At 59.1% G+C, this 16776-nt stretch carries 14 protein-coding genes and 1 riboswitch; of the genes, 4 read left to right on the top strand and 10 right to left on the bottom strand.

Annotated elements, in window-relative coordinates; genetic code table 11:
- Nucleotides 1–119: 119 nt before the first annotated feature.
- Entirely contained in the window at nt 120–608 is a 489-nt protein-coding gene (locus tag HUO14_RS01985; protein WP_176278202.1) for a methyltransferase family protein, read from the top strand.
- Nucleotides 609–617: 9 nt separating this feature from the next.
- Here HUO14_RS01985 and HUO14_RS01980 read toward each other — a convergent pair whose 3' ends face one another.
- Nucleotides 618–1580: a bile acid:sodium symporter family protein gene (locus tag HUO14_RS01980; RefSeq protein WP_176278201.1), complete on the bottom strand. Its 963-nt coding sequence runs from the start codon at nt 1578–1580 to the stop codon at nt 618–620.
- 282 nt (nt 1581–1862) lie between these two features.
- Here HUO14_RS01980 and HUO14_RS01975 point away from each other — a divergent pair, with 282 nt between their 5' ends.
- From HUO14_RS01975 to HUO14_RS01965, 3 genes are all read left to right on the top strand, one after another.
- Nucleotides 1863–3524 (top strand): alpha/beta hydrolase, encoded by a 1662-nt coding sequence (locus HUO14_RS01975; RefSeq protein WP_176278200.1) that lies wholly within the window; start codon nt 1863–1865, stop codon nt 3522–3524.
- A 140-nt stretch (nt 3525–3664) separates the two neighbouring features.
- On the top strand, nt 3665–4486 hold the full coding sequence (locus HUO14_RS01970) for a hypothetical protein (protein ID WP_176278199.1): 822 nt from the start codon (nt 3665–3667) through the stop codon (nt 4484–4486).
- Nucleotides 4487–4532: 46 nt separating this feature from the next.
- Nucleotides 4533–4835: a hypothetical protein gene (locus HUO14_RS01965; protein WP_176278198.1), complete on the top strand. Its 303-nt coding sequence runs from the start codon at nt 4533–4535 to the stop codon at nt 4833–4835.
- Nucleotides 4836–4870: 35 nt separating this feature from the next.
- Here HUO14_RS01965 and gcvPB read toward each other — a convergent pair whose 3' ends face one another.
- The 9 genes from gcvPB to ftsA all read right to left on the bottom strand — a co-directional run bounded on the left by gcvPB (nt 4871) and on the right by ftsA (nt 16760).
- Nucleotides 4871–6454 carry an aminomethyl-transferring glycine dehydrogenase subunit GcvPB gene (gene gcvPB, locus HUO14_RS01960; RefSeq protein WP_176278197.1) on the bottom strand — a complete coding sequence of 528 codons (1584 nt, stop codon included), beginning with the start codon at nt 6452–6454 and terminating at the stop codon, nt 4871–4873.
- Complete coding sequence (gene gcvPA / locus HUO14_RS01955; RefSeq protein WP_176278196.1) at nt 6451–7809, bottom strand: aminomethyl-transferring glycine dehydrogenase subunit GcvPA; 1359 nt, start codon at nt 7807–7809, stop codon at nt 6451–6453. Before gcvPA ends, gcvPB begins: the two co-directional genes overlap by 4 nt.
- A gap of 139 nt (nt 7810–7948) precedes the next feature.
- A complete protein-coding gene (gcvH, locus tag HUO14_RS01950; RefSeq protein WP_176278195.1) occupies nt 7949–8320 on the bottom strand; it encodes a glycine cleavage system protein GcvH in 372 nt (123 codons plus the stop codon).
- A gap of 23 nt (nt 8321–8343) precedes the next feature.
- A complete protein-coding gene (gene gcvT, locus HUO14_RS01945; RefSeq protein ID WP_176278194.1) occupies nt 8344–9486 on the bottom strand; it encodes a glycine cleavage system aminomethyltransferase GcvT in 1143 nt (380 codons plus the stop codon).
- 195 nt (nt 9487–9681) lie between these two features.
- A riboswitch (glycine riboswitch) is annotated at nt 9682–9783 on the bottom strand.
- A 100-nt stretch (nt 9784–9883) separates the two neighbouring features.
- Nucleotides 9884–10543, bottom strand: coding sequence for an NAD(P)H-binding protein (locus HUO14_RS01940; protein ID WP_176278193.1), 660 nt, complete (start codon nt 10541–10543; stop codon nt 9884–9886).
- Between the two features lie 121 nt (nt 10544–10664).
- On the bottom strand, nt 10665–11825 hold the full coding sequence (locus HUO14_RS01935; protein WP_176278192.1) for a deoxyguanosinetriphosphate triphosphohydrolase: 1161 nt from the start codon (nt 11823–11825) through the stop codon (nt 10665–10667).
- Complete coding sequence (locus HUO14_RS01930; RefSeq protein ID WP_176278191.1) at nt 11822–13690, bottom strand: SPOR domain-containing protein; 1869 nt, start codon at nt 13688–13690, stop codon at nt 11822–11824. Before HUO14_RS01930 ends, HUO14_RS01935 begins: the two co-directional genes overlap by 4 nt.
- A gap of 155 nt (nt 13691–13845) precedes the next feature.
- A complete protein-coding gene (ftsZ, locus tag HUO14_RS01925; protein WP_176278190.1) occupies nt 13846–15396 on the bottom strand; it encodes a cell division protein FtsZ in 1551 nt (516 codons plus the stop codon).
- A 104-nt stretch (nt 15397–15500) separates the two neighbouring features.
- The gene (ftsA, locus tag HUO14_RS01920) at nt 15501–16760 is read right to left on the bottom strand and encodes a cell division protein FtsA (protein WP_176278189.1); all 1260 of its coding nucleotides are present in this window, start codon (nt 16758–16760) and stop codon (nt 15501–15503) included.
- Between the last annotated feature and the right edge of the window lie 16 nt (nt 16761–16776).

The following is a 16776-nucleotide window of genomic DNA, read 5'->3' as shown; positions in this document are numbered from 1 at the left end:
CCGCAATTAAATGGACCGGAAACTCCGGACAGCGCGGTTTACGCCATGTGTCGGGAGCACAGAACAGCCATTACCCGGCGTTTGCCTGCCCGGCGGTTTTGCGATATTGTCATCAACTGATGATGAAACTTTTCCGCCTCGAAGAAGACAGCGCGCAGGTCAGATTTCCACCGCCCTTTGTCTATCTCGGCTTTTTGCTGACCGGATTGCTGCTCGACCGGCTGAGCGGCCGGATACCCGACTTCATTCCGGTATCTCCCACGATCATGGCAGCCGGCGGCATTGCCCTCCTATCCGGTATTTTCGTGATGTTCGCGGGTACCAGCCGCTTCCGACAACTGGGCAATAATCTCGAACCGTGGAAACACAGCAACCAGATCGTCAGCTCGGGCATCTACCGCTATACCCGCAATCCGATGTATCTTGGCATGGCGCTGGCCTATCTCGGCCTTGCCTTGTGGTTGCGCAGCAGCTGGGCGATCATCTTGCTGCCGGTCACGATCCTCGTCATCCGCACCCAGGTAATCGCGCGCGAAGAACGCTATCTGGCAAAGAAATTCGGCGACGAATATCTCGCCTACAAGGCCGATGTCCGACGCTGGTTCTAGGACCTGCCCTCAATCGATGCGTCGCCAGATTGCGGCCAGAAAACTGCCGATAACCACATGATAGACAGCGGATATGGCGGCCGGAACCGGCGCCAGTGCTGACTGCATCGGACTGGCGAACTGGGCAGCAAAGGTTGGCGTCGAGGCCAGGCTGGAGCCAAGCCCGCTGGCCTGCATGCCGACTTCGATGCTGATCGTTCGTTGCTCTGCTACGCCGAGCCCCATCATCCTGGTGATGAGATAGCCCAGCCCGAAACCGAAGACGTGGAGCAGCAAGATCGCCAGCATCAGCACACCGAAATGCGCTTCGATCAGCGCCTTGCTGTTGGCGATAATGCCGCCGACGATCAACACGACGACGATCACCGAAACGAGCGGCGAAATGATCGCGATTTTTTCCGTCACTTTGGGCAAATAGCGGTTGAACAACACTCCGGCGATGACCGGCAAAAGCACGATCGAAACCATGTTGATGAACAGGCTCCACTGGTCGATCTCGACATATTTTCCCGCGAGCCAGCCGGTCAGCAGCGGAGTGGCAATCACCGCGATCAACGTCGAGGCCATGGTCATCGTCACTGACAGCGCGAGATTGGCATTGGCGAGATAGGCGACGACGTTGGACGCCGTGCCGCCTGGGCAACAGGCCACCAGGATCAGGCCGACCGCAAGGCCCGTCTCTAGCCCGAATATCGTGGCGAGGAAAATGCCCGCGAAAGGCATCACGGTGAACTGCAATATGACGCCGGTTGCGACGCAGCGCGGGATTTTGAGAACGCGTCTGAAATCGTCGAACGACAATGTCAGTCCCATGCCGAGCATCACCAGACCAAGCATGACGCTGACCAGCGGTTGGCCGAGCGGCCGGAACCGGCCATCGACGACCCAGAGAAAATGATCGGGCACAAACCATGCCCAGGCTGTCCCCAATATTGTCCACAGGGCAAAGAGATTGGTGAGGCGATGGATCAAAATCTGTGCTCCCTGACTGTGGCGGGCGCCGTTGCCTCATTGCTAATGATGCGACAATAGCCCGCCGCACGGTCTGTCTGGATAACCTCGAAACGCCAGTTCCTCGGTTTCGGATCGATAGCTCATTGGATAAAAACAGGCGCAGACACAACCAAAAGCGGAATTAGAGCAAATCGGCGCCCCCGGAAGTGCAACATGGCCCACTTCCTAACCAACTCGAAAATAGGTCAAAATCACCCCGAGTTACTTCCCGTCGGTGGCAACCTCCTATAGGCTGCACCGATGCCGAATGATTCTCTCGATCCGCTGATCCGCGACGCCTATGCCATCGCGGCCGAGCCCGAACGATTGATGAAATTATTGACGCTGCTGGAGAAGCCGGGCGCCGAGAATGAACAGGATCTCCAGCCCCATTTCGCCAATGTTACCGAGTTGCTGACCGAGATCGATCCCAGCGTCGGCGATGATTTTTCTACTTATGCCCGCGATCTTGAAGGAACAAACGGTCTTCTGGCCCAGCCGCACCTGTCGCTCAGCACATCGATGACAGTACTGAACGTCGACGAGGAGATTTTCAAAAGCGCTGACCTGAATGGCGGAAGATCCGCCCCCGACTGGCTGTTCGGAGTCGATGGCGAAGCTTATGCGCAGGTGAAAAAGCTGCTCAAAGACCGAAGCGTTGGACCCGCGATCGTCCGTCTGTACACGGACCGCGACGATGACCGGGGCGTGCTCTTTGCGGCCCAGCTTTCCGGTGATAGCAATGCCGAACTGGATTTTCGCGTCATGCGCCTGCGATGGAATGATGTGATCGGCAATGCCTTTGCGCGGTCTCTGGAGCTGACAGCAACCGAAGAGCAGCTTGCGGAACATCTGGTCAATGGCCTGTCGGTTATGGAATTTGCGGCGCAGCGCAAGCGGGCCATTGGGACGGCGAGAAACCAGCTCAAAGCCCTTCTCCGCAAACTGGGCATCGGCTCGCAAACCGAGCTTATCTCGCTCTACGCTGGCTTCAGCAGTGCGTTTGCGACCGCGGAGTCACTGGAGCAGCAACTGCCCTCCTCCCGTTCAAGCCATAAGCTGACTTTACCGGACGGTGGCGATCTGCCCTTTGAAGTCTATGGCGATCCGGACGGGAAGCCGGTCCTTTATCTTCACGCGACAATCGATGGCGCCTATCTGACCACTCGCCAGCAGGACGCCGCAGCCCAGCAGGGGTTGCGGGTCATTGCCCCCTGGCTGCCCTTTTACGCGGGAAGCAAAATGGAGAGTAGCGGCCTTGCGGTGGTTGACGAATTTGTCGAACGGCTGGTCTATCTGCTGGACCAGCTGGAGATCGCAAGCTGCTCCGTCGTTTCTGCGCGAGTTGCCGCGCCATATGGGATGGCCGCAATCCGGTCCCATCCGAAGCGTTTTTGCGGACTGGTCATGGCGGGTACGATTTTGCCGGCCGGCGATGACAATGATTTCTCGCATCTCGCCATGGGCTACCGCGCGCCGCTGCGCCTGGCCCGGATCGCGCCATCTTTCGTGCGGCTTTATTTCGCGGCCATCTCGACCATGGTCCGCCGCGGCAAGAGCATGGCCTATTTCCGCAGCATCTATGGCGAAAGCGATGCCGACATGAAAACGCTCAACCGGGCCGATGTCGCGGACCTGATGCAACGGTCGATGAAGCGCACCTTTGAAGACGGCTACGAATCGACTGCGCAGCAGGCAATCCTGACGGCCAGTGACTGGTCGAAATGGTGCCGCGAACTGGAAGTGCCTGTCACCGTGATCAGCGGCGACGAAGACCGGCTGGCTCCGCCCGACATGGTGAGGAAATTTTGTGATCGCTACGGGTTCCGTCTGATCGGTCCGCTGGAGGATGTCGGCAGTCTCGCGATTCAGCAGGTCCCGCATCAGGTCTTTGAAGAAGCCGCCAAAATCCCGCTGGATTGAGCAGGTTCCTGGCGACCATTCTCGGACAACGCCGATCCTGGAGCCGTCATTGATCCCCGTAATCCGCCTCCATGTACCATATGGTATATTCTAATGCCGGTTTTGCTCCCGTATTCGCCGCGTGAATGCAATGGAGATCAATGATGAATTTACTAAAACCGGCTGTAGCTGCCCTGTTCGCCGTTTCTATGCTCAGCAGCGGTGCTGCCCACGCTCAATTCGGTGGCCTTGGCAAAGCGATCAAGAAAGAAGCAAAGCAGACCAAGCGCGACGCAGAAAGAGAAGCGGTAGACGAGGCCAAGAATGCAATTGATAACGCGATACGCGGCAAAGGTGGCACCACGGGCAAACGGGGTAGCAGCGGCGGCTTGGTCGCACTCGGCACGCCATCTTCGGCCCTGACATCGCAAACCCAATGCGCTGGCATCGCCCTGACCAATGTGACCGTCGGCAATCTCGGCAGCTATACATTCCAGCAAGGATTTAGCAAAGAGAAGCGAACCGGTTTCATCAATCGCAAGCCGGGCAAAGTAAGCGGTGCGTGCATCGCGCCGTCGCTGCAACCGCAGGAAATTCTCTACTTTGAAGTCGACGAGAAAAAATACAAGGCGATGGACAAGGGCAATGATTTTACCTGGCAGTGCGTGAAATCGGATGATCCCGGCGCCGGCACGGTCGATTACTGGACCTGGCATAGCGACCAGTATCTCGGCGATTCCCACATGAAATTGCATTGCGGCAATGACCAGGGCGTCAGCGATTGCGCCACCGGTACCAACTCGTCCCGTGCCTCGGCCTACACCGCCGACCGGAAAAAACGCGGCAAATATGGCATCAGTTTTCTCGCTCGTCTCAACGAGCGCAGCAGCGCGAAAACGGAAAAACTCTATTGCCAATATTATAACAAGCGGACCGGCAAGAGCCTGGTTGCCTTCGAATATCTGAGCGCGCCAGCCCGATAGTTTCGGAACTGCCGCAGACCAACCAATTTTCATAAGGAACCACAATATGCGTTACGCAATCGCCCTGTCGTCACTGATCATTTCGAGCCTGGCCGTTCCCGCGGCTTTCGCCCAGTCGAGCGGCACGACCGTGGCCAAGGACGGCAGCTGCCCGACCGGCTTCAAATCGTCGGGAAGCGCGTGCAAATCCGGCTCCGGCAAGGTCGCCATCACCAAAGTCGGCTCCTGCCCGACCGGTTTCAAATCTTCCGCCAATTATTGCGTCGGCGACAAAGGCGACTATGCCGAAATCAAGAGCGGCAGTTGCCCGAGTGGATTGAAAACCTCCGGCAAATATTGCGTAAAATAGACGGGCTTAGGTGATTGCGCTTTCAGGGTGCGCAATCACTCAGCCGCTTCGGCGAAATCCTCTGGCTCGGTCCACACCAATATCGGTTTGCGGGCTGCCTGGGTTTCATCAAGGCGGCGACGCGGGGCAAAGTGGGGAGCGGATTTCAACAATTCGTCACCCGCTTTGGCCCGTTCAGCTACTGAACGGAACGCGCCGATAAACTGGTCAATCGCAGCCTTGCTCTCGGTCTCGGTCGGCTCGACCAGCATCGCGCCGTGCACCACGAGCGGAAAATACATGGTCATCGGGTGATAGCCTTCGTCGATCATGCCCTTGGCGAGATCGAGGGTGGTCAGGTCGTTGGTGAAGCCCTTGTCCGAGAACAAAGCCTCGTGCATGCAGGGACCGCTGTGCGCGAAGGGTGCGTCGAGCACATCTTCGAGGCTGCGCAGGATATAATTGGCGTTGAGCACCGCATCTTCCGCCACCTGTTTCAGGCCGTCAGCGCCGTGACTCAGGATATAGGTCAACGCCCGCGTAAACATGCCCATCTGGCCATGAAAGGCGCTCATCCGGCCGAATGTATGCGGGTGACGGTCCTCGACCGTCTCTTCCTCGACCAAAGTGATATGACCGTCGGCATGGCGTTCGGTAAAGGGCAGCGGGCCATAAGGCGCCAGCGCTTCCGACAATACCACCGGACCGGAACCCGGACCGCCACCGCCATGCGGGGTAGAGAAGGTCTTGTGCAGGTTGATGTGCATCGCATCGATGCCGAGATCGCCGGGACGGACCTTGCCGACGATGGCATTGAAATTCGCGCCGTCGCAATAGACGTAACCGCCAGCGGCATGGACCGCATCGGAAATCGCCTTCATGTCCGGCTCGAACAGGCCGCAGGTATTGGGATTGGTGATCATCACACCGGCGACATCCGGCCCCAGCCGCGCCTTCAGCGCTTCGAGATCAACACGGCCCGCGGCATTGGCGGGAATATCCTCGACCTTGTAACCGGCAAAGGCTGCGGTCGCCGGATTGGTGCCATGGGCGCTTTCCGGCACGAGGATCACTTCGCGAGCATCGCCGCGCGCTTCCAGCGCAGCCCGGATACACAGGATACCGCACAACTCGCCATGCGCGCCAGCCTTGGGCGTCATCGCCACGCCATGCATGCCGGTCAGCTTGATCAGCCAGACCGCCAGTTCGTTGATCACGCCGAGCGCGCCCTGCACGCTGTCGACCGGCTGCAGCGGATGGATGTCGGCAAAGCCCTTCAGCCGCGCGATCTTCTCGTTGAGCCGCGGATTATGTTTCATCGTGCAGCTGCCGAGCGGGAACAGGCCGACGTCGATCGCGTAATTCTGGCGGCTGAGCCTTGTATAGTGACGGACCGTCTCGCCCTCGGACAGACCGGGAATAGCGATCGGCGCCTTGCGCTCGAGCCCGCCGAGGCGGCTTTCGACTTGCGGGGCCTCGGGCAGATCGACGCCGCTGCGATCGGGCGAACCGATTTCAAAGATCAGCGGTTCGTCGACCATCAGGGCGCGGTTGCCGGTGTGGGTGGTGATGGCATTCTGGTCGGGCATGGTCACATTGGTTTCCTGTTTGGTCGGGCGTCCTTCGGCAAGCATGCTCATGACAGGGCTCCTTCAAGGGCAGTGGCCAAGGCCTCTATTTCGCCATCCGTCGAGGTTTCGGTGACCGCGACAAGCAATCCATGAGCGAGCGGCTGCTCTTCCGGATAAAGCCTCCCCAGAGAGACGCCTGCCAGAATGCGCTGATCGGCAAGCTGGCGCACGACAGGGCGTGAATCGGTATCAAGTACCAAAGTGAACTCGTTGAAAAAGCTGTCGTTCAAAAGCTTCACGCCGTTGATCTGCGACAACCGGTCCGCCGCCTGCACCGCCTTCTTGTGATTGAGCATCGCCAGTTCGCGTAGCCCCTTCTCGCCCAGCAAGGTCATGTGCGCGGTGAATGCCAAGGCGCAAAGACCGCTGTTGGTGCAGATATTCGACGTCGCCTTCTCGCGGCGGATATGCTGCTCACGGGTGGAGAGCGTCAGGACGAAGCCGCGCTTGCCTTCGGCGTCGACGGTCTCGCCGCACAGCCGGCCGGGCATCTGCCGGACATATTTCTGCTTGCAGCCGAACAGCCCGACATAGGGACCGCCGAATTGCAGGCCGACACCCAGCGACTGGCCTTCACCAACCACGATATCGGCATCCATTTCGCCCGGCGACTTGATCGCGCCGAGGGCGACGGGTTCGGTGACGACGGCAATCAGCAGGGCTTTATGCTTGTGCGCCTTTTCCGCGATGGCGGAAAGGTCGCCGATGCGGCCCAATATATCGGGATATTGCACAACGACACAGCTGGTTTCGTCATCGATCTGGTCGAGGATATTCTGGCCGTCGGTCGCGGCTTCAAGGCTTGGCGCCTGATAGGACAGATCGTCCTTGGTGAAGCGGGCCATGGTCTTGGCGACCGACACATAATGGGGATGCAGGCCGGACGAGAGGATCGCCTTGCCGCGCTTGGTGATCCGGCGCGCCATGGTAATCGCTTCCCAGCAGGCGGTCGAGCCGTCGTACATCGAGGCATTGGCGACATCGACGCCGAACAGGCGCGCGACCTGCGTCTGGAATTCGAACAGGGTCTGTAGCGTGCCCTGAGCGATTTCCGGCTGATAGGGCGTGTAGGCGGTGAGAAATTCACCGCGCTGGATGATATGGTCTACGCTCGCCGGAACATGGTGGCGATAGGCCCCCGCCCCGAGGAAGAAGGGCATATCGCCGGCGGCGTGGTTCTTGCGCGCCAGCGCCTTCATATGCGCCTCTACCGCCATCTCGCCCGCGTGCATCGGCAGGCCTTCGATCGGTCCGTTCAGCCGGGCCTCTTCCGGCACATCGACGAACAGATCGTCAACCGATTGCGCGCCGATAGTGGCCAGCATCGATTGCCGGTCGTCGGGAGTCAGCGGGAGATAGCGCATGTTTACTTCCTTTGCTTAAGCCCCTCCTTTTCGAAGGAGGAATTGGGGTGGTTTGGTGCCGCCTGTCGCTCACGCGAACGATGTCGACGCATCGCCCCACCCCTTGATCCCCTCCTCGGAAAAGGAGAGGCTTTTACATTCAAAGATTGTCGATAAACGCCTTATAGGCTTTCTCGTCCATCAGATCGTCGAGTTCGTCCTTGTCCGACAGGGTGATCCGGAAAAACCAGCCGTCTTCTTCTGCCGAGGAGTTGACCAGCCCGGGTTCGTCTTCCAGCGCTTCGTTCACTTCGATCACTTCACCGGATACCGCCGCATAAACGTCGGACGCGGCCTTGACCGATTCTACCACCGCAGCATCGTCGCCCTGATCAAGTTCGGTGCCCACGTCCGGTACTTCGACAAACACGATATCGCCCAGCTGTTCCTGCGCATAGTCGGTAATCCCGACGGTGGCGGTGTCGCCCTCGACGTCGACCCACTCATGTTCCTCGGTATAATATCGGCTCATGCTCGTTTCCTCTTCCTGTCAATCTATAGCTTGGGTTTGCGGTGATAATTATGTGGTACAAAGGGCATATCGGCGACGGTGCAAGCAATTTTTTTACCGCGCTGTTCGATTGTGATTGCCGTGCCGGTTTCGGACAACGGCATCGGGACATAGGCCATGGCGATCGGGCGCTGGAGCGTTGGCGAAAAACCGCCGCTCGTGACATTGCCAATAGTCGCGCCGGCCTCGTCAATCACCGCGGCACCTTCTCTTATTGGTTGGCGACCATCGACAAAAAGTCCGACGCGCTTTTTTGCCGCATTGTCCGGATATTGCGCAAGCACCCGCTCGGCACCGGCGAAATTGCCTTCTTCGCGCCGCACCTTGGACAAGGCAAAATTCAGATTGGCTTCGACCGGCAGCAGTTCCGGCCCCATGTCATGGCCGTAGAGCGGCAGTCCGGCTTCGAGCCGCAAACTGTCGCGGGCGCCAAGGCCGATCGGACGCACTTCTTCAAGCTCCGTCAGCGCCGTCGCCAGCGCCACGACATGTTCGGCAGGCACGCTGATCTCGAAACCGTCCTCGCCGGTATAGCCGGAGCGGCTGATCCCGAGAGGTATATCGTTCCACATGAACGGGCCCGCCTCCATGAAGTAGAGATCGGCAGGCACCGGCCATCCCTCTTCGAGAGGCTGAATATCCAGTCTGGCCAGAGCGGCTGAGGCCTTGGGGCCCTGCAGCGCCAGCAAGGCCGCATCTTCGAGATGATTGAGCGTAACATGGTCCGGCAGCTGGTCGCGCATATAGGCGATATCATCATGCTTGGTCGCGCCATTGACCACCAAGTATAGATTGCGACCAGTATTGGTGACCATCAGGTCGTCCAGTATCCCGCCATCCTGGGCGAGCAGCAGGGTATAGCGGATTTTGCCTGCGGCCAATGCAGACAGATTGCCCGGCGTGATCTGTTCCAGCGCATCGGCTGCGCCCTCGCCGGTCAGCTGTAGCTGGCCCATGTGCGAAACATCGAACAGGCCCGCTTCGGTGCGGGTCCAGATATGTTCGGCCATGACGCCTTCATATTGTACCGGCATCTCATAGCCGGCAAAAGGCACCATCCGTGCGCCGAGACCGCGATGCCAGTCGCCGAGGGGAAGTTGTTTCAGATTTTCTTTTATATCACTCATCATATTTCCGCATCAAGAAGACAGCCCGCAGCAAAGCCCTGCAAAACTGCCCCCTCTGTCACGGAACCTGAGAGTTTCATCCTTCTTCGCCAAGGCTTCGGCGGACAGGTCCGCCGTCGCAACTGCGACAAGAATTTACCCCTTCGGTGGCCCGCCATAGCTTTAGCGACGGAGGGCTCTTTCCAGAGTGCTTGTGAAACGTTTGCGGTCCGTTCGCCTGAGAGTTTCCGGGGCGGTTGCTCCTTCGGCGGCCTTTCGGTCTTTTGGGACAGAAAAACACTCTCCCGCAACGTCTCATGACCTTTACCCGAAAGCAGCGATCAAAAAGCAGATTGAGAAGTGAATGACCGGATGCAATGAGTCAACGATTCTATGGATCAGGCCCTATTATTTCGACTCAGACCATCCCCCAGATCGCGTCATTTTCGTGGACAAAGGCGCCCGGCTCGCTTTCCGTCATCAGCGCCACGATCGCGTCGGCGACATCGCTGGCCAGGATCGACCGGTAGCGGCGGAATTTGCCGTGCAACATCAAGTCCATGATCGGACTTGCGGCAATGGCGAGGCTTTCGCCAACGCGTGTTTCGTTGGTCCGTTCCCCGCGCAACAGGCCGGGGCGGATGATGTCGAGACGATCAAATTGCTGGGCGCGCATCACGTCCTCGGCTTCGCCCTTGATTTTCAGATAGAAGCTCGACGCGCTGCTGTCCGCCATGGTTGACGAGACCGCGATAAATTGCTTCGCGCCCGCCGCCTTCGCCGCGGCTGCGACGGCGCCGACCAGATCGCGGTCGACTGCGGCGAATTCCTCCTTCGATCCCGCCTTCTTCATTGTCGAGCCGAGGCAGGATATCACGATAGCGGGTTTGATTTTGGCTATCGTCGCGGGCCAGTTTTCCTGCAGCTGGACGTGGACCTTGGCCTTGCCGACATCCTCGCGATAGGGCCGGCGAAGCAACAGGTGGAGAGTCTGGTCCCTGCCCCGCTCGACCAGTTTGCGGGTCAGCAGTCCGCCGATCAGGCCGGTGGCGCCAAGGATCAGGATTTTATCGGCCATGGTCAGGGTTTCCGTGATCAGTTTGTTGATCAGCCCTCATAGCAGCGAAGGCTGTTATCCAAACCGATTTTTCGGAGACTCACGAACCTGGGTTGGCCCCGGTCTTCGCCAGAGTGGCGGATCAGGCTGTGCCAGTCCGCTCGCCAAAAATCTCTGCGTGACGGTTGCGCGCATAGCGATCGGTCATTCCGGCCAGAAAATCGGCGATATGTCTGGTGCGCTGCGGCTCGCTGGACGGCATGGCCGATACCCAGCTCTCCGGCATCAGCTCGGGCCGTTCGCGATAGGCTTTCACCAGATCACCAACCATCATCTTGCCCTCTTCTGCCGCTGCCATCTGCTTCGGGTGATGATAAAGGTTTTCGTACATGAAGCCCTTCAGCTTCCGTTCTTTTTCCGCCATCAGTTCCGAAAAGCCGCCGATCATCTGGCCTGCCTCTCGCACGTCCTGCGGCGATTTCACGCCAAGGCTATCGATCCGCGCCCGGGTTGTTTCGAGCACATCATTGACCATCAGGCCAATCTGGTCGCGGATCAGTTCGGGCAGCAGTCTGGCTTGCGGAACATCCGAAAAACGGTCGCACAGCACTTGCCAGCGTTCGGCTATGAACGGCAGTTCGAGCAGCTGGTCGAGCATCAGTAGCCCTGCCCGCATCCCGTCGTCGATGTCGTGATTGTCATAGGCAATATCATCGGCGATCGCCGCGATCTGGGCTTCCAGCGACGGCCAGCTTTTGAGCTCGAGGTCCATCGCGTCATTGTCTTCTGCCAGCGCCCAGGTCGGATTGTCGACCGGCCCGTTATGCTTGGCGAGGCCTTCGAGCATTTCCCAGGTGAGGTTAAGCCCGTTCCAGCGCGGATAGGGTGTTTCGAGTTTGGTCAGCGTCCGGATGGTCTGTGCATTATGGTCGAAACCGCCAAAATCCGTGAGGGCCTCCTCGAGAGCATCCTCTCCGGCATGTCCGAACGGAGGATGGCCGATATCATGGGCAAGGCATAGCGCCTCGGTCAGATCTTCGTTGAGACCAAGCGCCCGGGCGAGCGTGCGGCCGATCTGCGCGACTTCGAGGCTGTGGGTCAGCCGGACCCGGTAATGATCACCATCGGGCGCGACAAAGACCTGGGTTTTGTGGCGCAGGCGGCGAAAGGAAATGCTGTGAATGATCCGGTCACGATCGCGCTGGAAATCGTCGCGCGGCCCGCGGGTAACATCGCGCTTTTCATCGTGCAGCCGGCCCCGGCTGTGGGCCGGATCGCTGGCATAGCTTTTCAACTGGATCATTTTCCTAGCTCGTTGACCTCGACACCGTCGGCGCTCGCCCAGGCGAAACCGTCACCGCCATCTTTGCGGAAATCGGCTTCAAAGGCCTTGGCTTCCTTGAAGTCGTCAAAGGGCCCGACAACCATGCGCCGCGTGCTGCCCCATGGCGAGGTCCAAATCCGGTTGCCCTTGAACAGATCGCTATGTTTCTTGGTCATCCGGCGGGAATCATATTTCAGCGCGTTGAGGTCCGAACCCGTCGCTATCTGCACCCAGTAACGCTTTGGATGTTCCGGTTCCTTCGGTTTGACTGGCGCTTTTACGACCGGCTTTGCGACGATCTTGGGCTTTGGCTTGGCCGGCTCGATCTCGTCGAGATCGACCGGTACCACTTCGGTCCTGGTTTCCCGTTCGGGTATGTTGATTGAGCCGATGATGTCGGAAAGCGCCTTGGGAGCTGGGTCTGCTTCGGCGATTTCCATATTTCCGCGGGGCGAATTTCCGAGATCGAAATTGATCAGATTAACCGGCGTGCTGGCGCTGGCCTTGTCGACCGACGGATCGGCCGGAGCGGGCTGAACCGGTGACTCGGGTTGCGGCTGCGAAACGGGCGGGCGACCGGCAATTTCGACCTTGCGTTCGATTGTTTGCGACAACAGCACAGGCGGCTTGCCGACGCCAAGAGCGGTTTGAAAACCGGGAGCAGAAGTCTTGGCTTCCGGTTTGTCGACATCCGGCTTGATTTCGGCAGTCTTGACCGGCTCCGGCAGGATTTTCGCGGGAACGCGTTCGGTTGGGGCGTCAAATCCGGGCTTGGGCGCCGGTTCAGGCGCTGCGTCGGTTACAGGCTTCGCTTCTGCCGATGCGAAGGCAGGCGCTCGACCGGAACCAGCGCTCGCCGGAGCGGGCAAATCCGTCCGGGCCAGCACCTGCACTTCATTCTGCTTTTTCTGGCGCCGGCTCTGTTTCCGCTCGGATAATACCCGCTCGGACGCACCGGGACGCCGGCGTGGAGATTTGTCCGGCATTGCCAGCACGCGGGGACGCGCGGCAGTGGAACCGAGCGCCTCGCCAACCGGAATCAGCCCCGCATCCGCGCCGTCGCCGCCCCGGACCGCCATGTTGGAGGCCATCTGAACCGCAGCCACGTCGACACCGATATTCTCGCTGGCGGGGAAATGGCCGAGGTGAACGGCTGCGGCCTTTTGCGCAGCGGTCAGCTTCGGCATGCGATCGAAAAACGGCTTGATCGCCTTTGCCATCCGCCGCTCCATCGTCTGATCGACGATATTGTTCGCGTCTTTTTTCCTGCCATTCATCGCATAGATAAACGCCCGGTTCCGCCAGGCGTCGCGGTCGCTTTTGTGGAGTAAGGGATTGAGCTGCTCGTCGGCCAGTTCAACATCCCCGCTGATACCCAGCGATATGGCATTGCGAGTCATCAGCTGATCGGTGTTGCCGTATCGCATCGCCAGCGCATAATCCTTCTGTGCATCGCGGTTCCGCCCGATCAGGTCATAGGCAAGCCCCCGATCTGCTGCGATTTCACGCAGAGGAACGCCATTCTCGATCGCCTGGTCAAAATAGCGGATTGCGCCGAACGGATTTTCCTCCGCCAGCAAGGCCCTGCCGAGACCGACTTTGACCCTGCCGCTGGTGGAATAGATCTGGTCGGCTTTGGCAAGAAATCCGATCGCCGCACGCATATCACCCAATTCAAGCGCCGCAAGCCCGGCATCGGCAAGCGCGGAGGAATCGTTTGAATCTCTGGCAATCCGGCGCAAGGCATCCTGCAGGGCATCGGAATTGGACTGGCTGCTGGACTGGGCAGCCGCCGGCAGGTGGGGAATAGTCGTCCCCACCAGTGCCGCGGAGACAACCAGCAAAATTTTGAATCTGTGTTTCACAAGACCTATAAAGGAATGATTGCGCATGAAATCAATCATTCCTTCGACGCAGCGGGGCAAATGGTGGCACGGGAAAGACAAACTCCCTCGTGCCACTTGATCAGTACCAAAATCCGATTGACCCGCGCCGCAGCTTACTGATTATTCTGCCGATTCAAGAAACGGGGAATGTCGAGTGGATCAGAGGATTTGTCATCCTCGCCATCGTCGGCTTCATCGTTTTTCGATCCGCCCCGGGTCAGATTGGACATGCGTTCGAACAATGTCCCGCCACCCGTGGCAACCCGCGGCGCTGGCGGCGGCTGACTGCCCGCAGCGGCTTCCTGACCTTCATCCATCTGGATCGCGTCATCGCCCAGGACCAGTTCATCCTCATCTTCCGGCTCCGGCCGCGACGCAGCCATTCCGGGCGTGAGAGACGCAAAGGATGGCGTTGAACCAGAATAATCGTCTTCTTCCTCGTCCTCGTCATCATCATCACCATAAGTGGCGACGGGTGCGGGAGTTGAGACCACCTCCGGTGCAGGCACTTCTTCGGCCTTATATTCTACTTCCGGTTCGGGTGCTGGCTCCTCCTCCGGTTCATAGGCGGCAGGCGCTTCTTCTTCATCGCTGGTAATCGACGATGCAAAGCTGGGCGCTGGCTGGGCGCTTTCCTTTTTCTGCAACGGACTGCCCATGGCGAAGGATGGCGGCGGCGCGGCCGAGGACATGCTGCCGTCGCTGTCGATACCGGTTGCCACAACCGACACGCGGATGCGGCCGTCGAGATTGGCGTTAAACGCGCTACCCCAGATGATGTTGGCATCGGGATCGACCAGTTCGCGAATATGGTTGGCTGCTTCGTCGACTTCCATCAGGCGCATATCTTCGCCGCCGGTAATCGACACGATGACGCCCTTGGCACCCTTCATCGAGACGCCGTCGAGCAACGGATTGGCAATCGCCTTCTCGGCTGCTTCCAGCGCGCGTCCGTCGCCTTCGGCTTCGCCGGTACCCATCATCGCCTTGCCCATTTCGTGCATCACGCTACGCACGTCGGCAAAGTCGAGGTTGATCAGACCAGGCATGACCATCAGGTCGGTGATGCCGCGAACGCCCTGCTGCAACACTTCGTCCGCAAGCAAGAAGGCTTCCTTGAAAGTGGTGTTCGGGTTTGCAACCAGGAAAAGATTCTGGTTGGGAATGACGATCAATGTATCGACGTTTTTCTGCAGTTCCTCGATGCCCGCTTCCGCCGACTTCATGCGGCGCGTGCCTTCGAAAGTGAACGGTTTGGTCACAACGCCGACGGTCAATATGCCACGATCGCGCGCTGCTTTGGCAATGACCGGAGCGGCACCCGTACCGGTACCGCCGCCCATGCCAGCCGCGATGAAGCACATGTGCGTGCCCTCAAGCGCCTGTTCGACCAGATCGATTGTTTCTTCAGCCGCTGCACGACCGACTTCGGGGCGCGAACCTGCACCCAGACCCTGCGTGATATCGGGACCAAGCTGGATACGCCGTTCGGCGGTCGCGCTGTTGAGCGATTGCGCATCGGTGTTGGTGACGATAAAATCGACGCCTTCAACCTGGGCTGCGATCATGTTGGCGATCGCGTTTCCGCCCGCTCCGCCGACTCCGATAACCGCGATTTTAGGCTTCAGTTCTTCAACTTCCGGTGGCCCAATATTGATACTCATCTCACTGTCTCCCGAGACATTTTGTCTTGCCGTCACATTTAGTTAACGCTTTGCACAAATTTGCTGCCGGAATCACCCGAAAAGTTAATTATTTTTAGAAATTTCTAAAAATTTCCCCGGATCGCCGACATCAGCCGCCCGATCACCGCTGATCCACCATATTTATAGACTTTCTGATGGCTTCGGGACATCGATCGCAAATCAATCGGCTCCTGTGACGCATAGAGCGCCAGTCCCGCAAGACCGGCAAAAGCCGGACCGCTATGGGCCTCCGGAAGCGCGTTCAGTCCGGTCGGGCGACCGATGCGCACCGTCCGTCCCAGGGCGGACTGGGCATAGTCGGCGATGCCCTTGAGTTCGGCTCCGCCGCCGGTGAGCACGACCTGGCGTCCAACCGGTCCGGTAAAGCCAAGATCCTTGAGCGCCCGGCCGATTTCTCCAATCAGATGATCGAGCCGCTGGCGGATAACCGCGATCAGCTGCGCCCGGGTGATCCGCCCGTCTTCATCGCTATGTTCGGCTGTTTTCTCCAGCTCCAGATTGATCACGTCATGATTGTCACGTGGACTGGTGGTGGCGGAACCGTAAAAACATTTGATCCGTTCCGCCTGCGCGCGCCGCAGGCCAAAGGACGAAGCGATATCGTCGGTGATATCGGCGGCTCCGTAAGGCAATGTCGTCAGGCCGACCAGCATCCCGCCGGCAAACAGCGAAACATTGGTCACTTCGGCGCCCATTTCGACCAGCGCCACGCCCAGTTCGCGCTCTTCGCGGGACAGACAGGCGGTACCGGCTGCGATCGGCGATGCGACGATCGATTTGACGTTGAGATGCGCGCCGCGCACGCTCATGTCGATATTGCGAACCGGCGACCCCTCGGCCAGGATCACATGAATATCCACGCCAAGACGATCGGCGTGCAGGCCTTTCGGTTTCTTGACGCCGTTGAGGCCGTCGAGCGTGTACAGCGCCGGCTGGGCGTGCAGAACCATCTTGCCCTTGGGATCGATACTGTTGCGTCCGGCATCGAGCAGCAGATCGATATCTTCCTGTTCGATCCGGTGGCCGCCAAGTTCGGTTTCGACCGACGTCAGCATGCTCTGCAGGCCGCCAGCGGAAAAACTGACCCAGACATCGTCGATATTGGTCCCGGCAATCCGCTCGGCCTGCTCGACCGCGTCGCGGACATCCATTTCGGTTGTCTCGGTGTCGGCGATATAGCCCCGTTTCACGCCCTTGCTGGCGCGCTGGCCGGTGCCGAGAACGGTCAGTTCGCCATTGTCCATGCGCCCGGCAATCATCGCCGAGATTTTCGACGAGCCGATATCCAATGCGGTGAAGATTTTTTCAACCCGTGCTGCCATTTGTCTAGTCCCCAAC

Origin of the sequence: Parasphingorhabdus flavimaris (assembly GCF_013371215.1) — a bacterium.
GTDB lineage: Bacteria > Pseudomonadota > Alphaproteobacteria > Sphingomonadales > Sphingomonadaceae > Parasphingorhabdus > Parasphingorhabdus flavimaris.
Note: the sequence above shows the minus strand (reverse complement) of the source record. Positions and strands in the feature narration are given on the sequence as shown.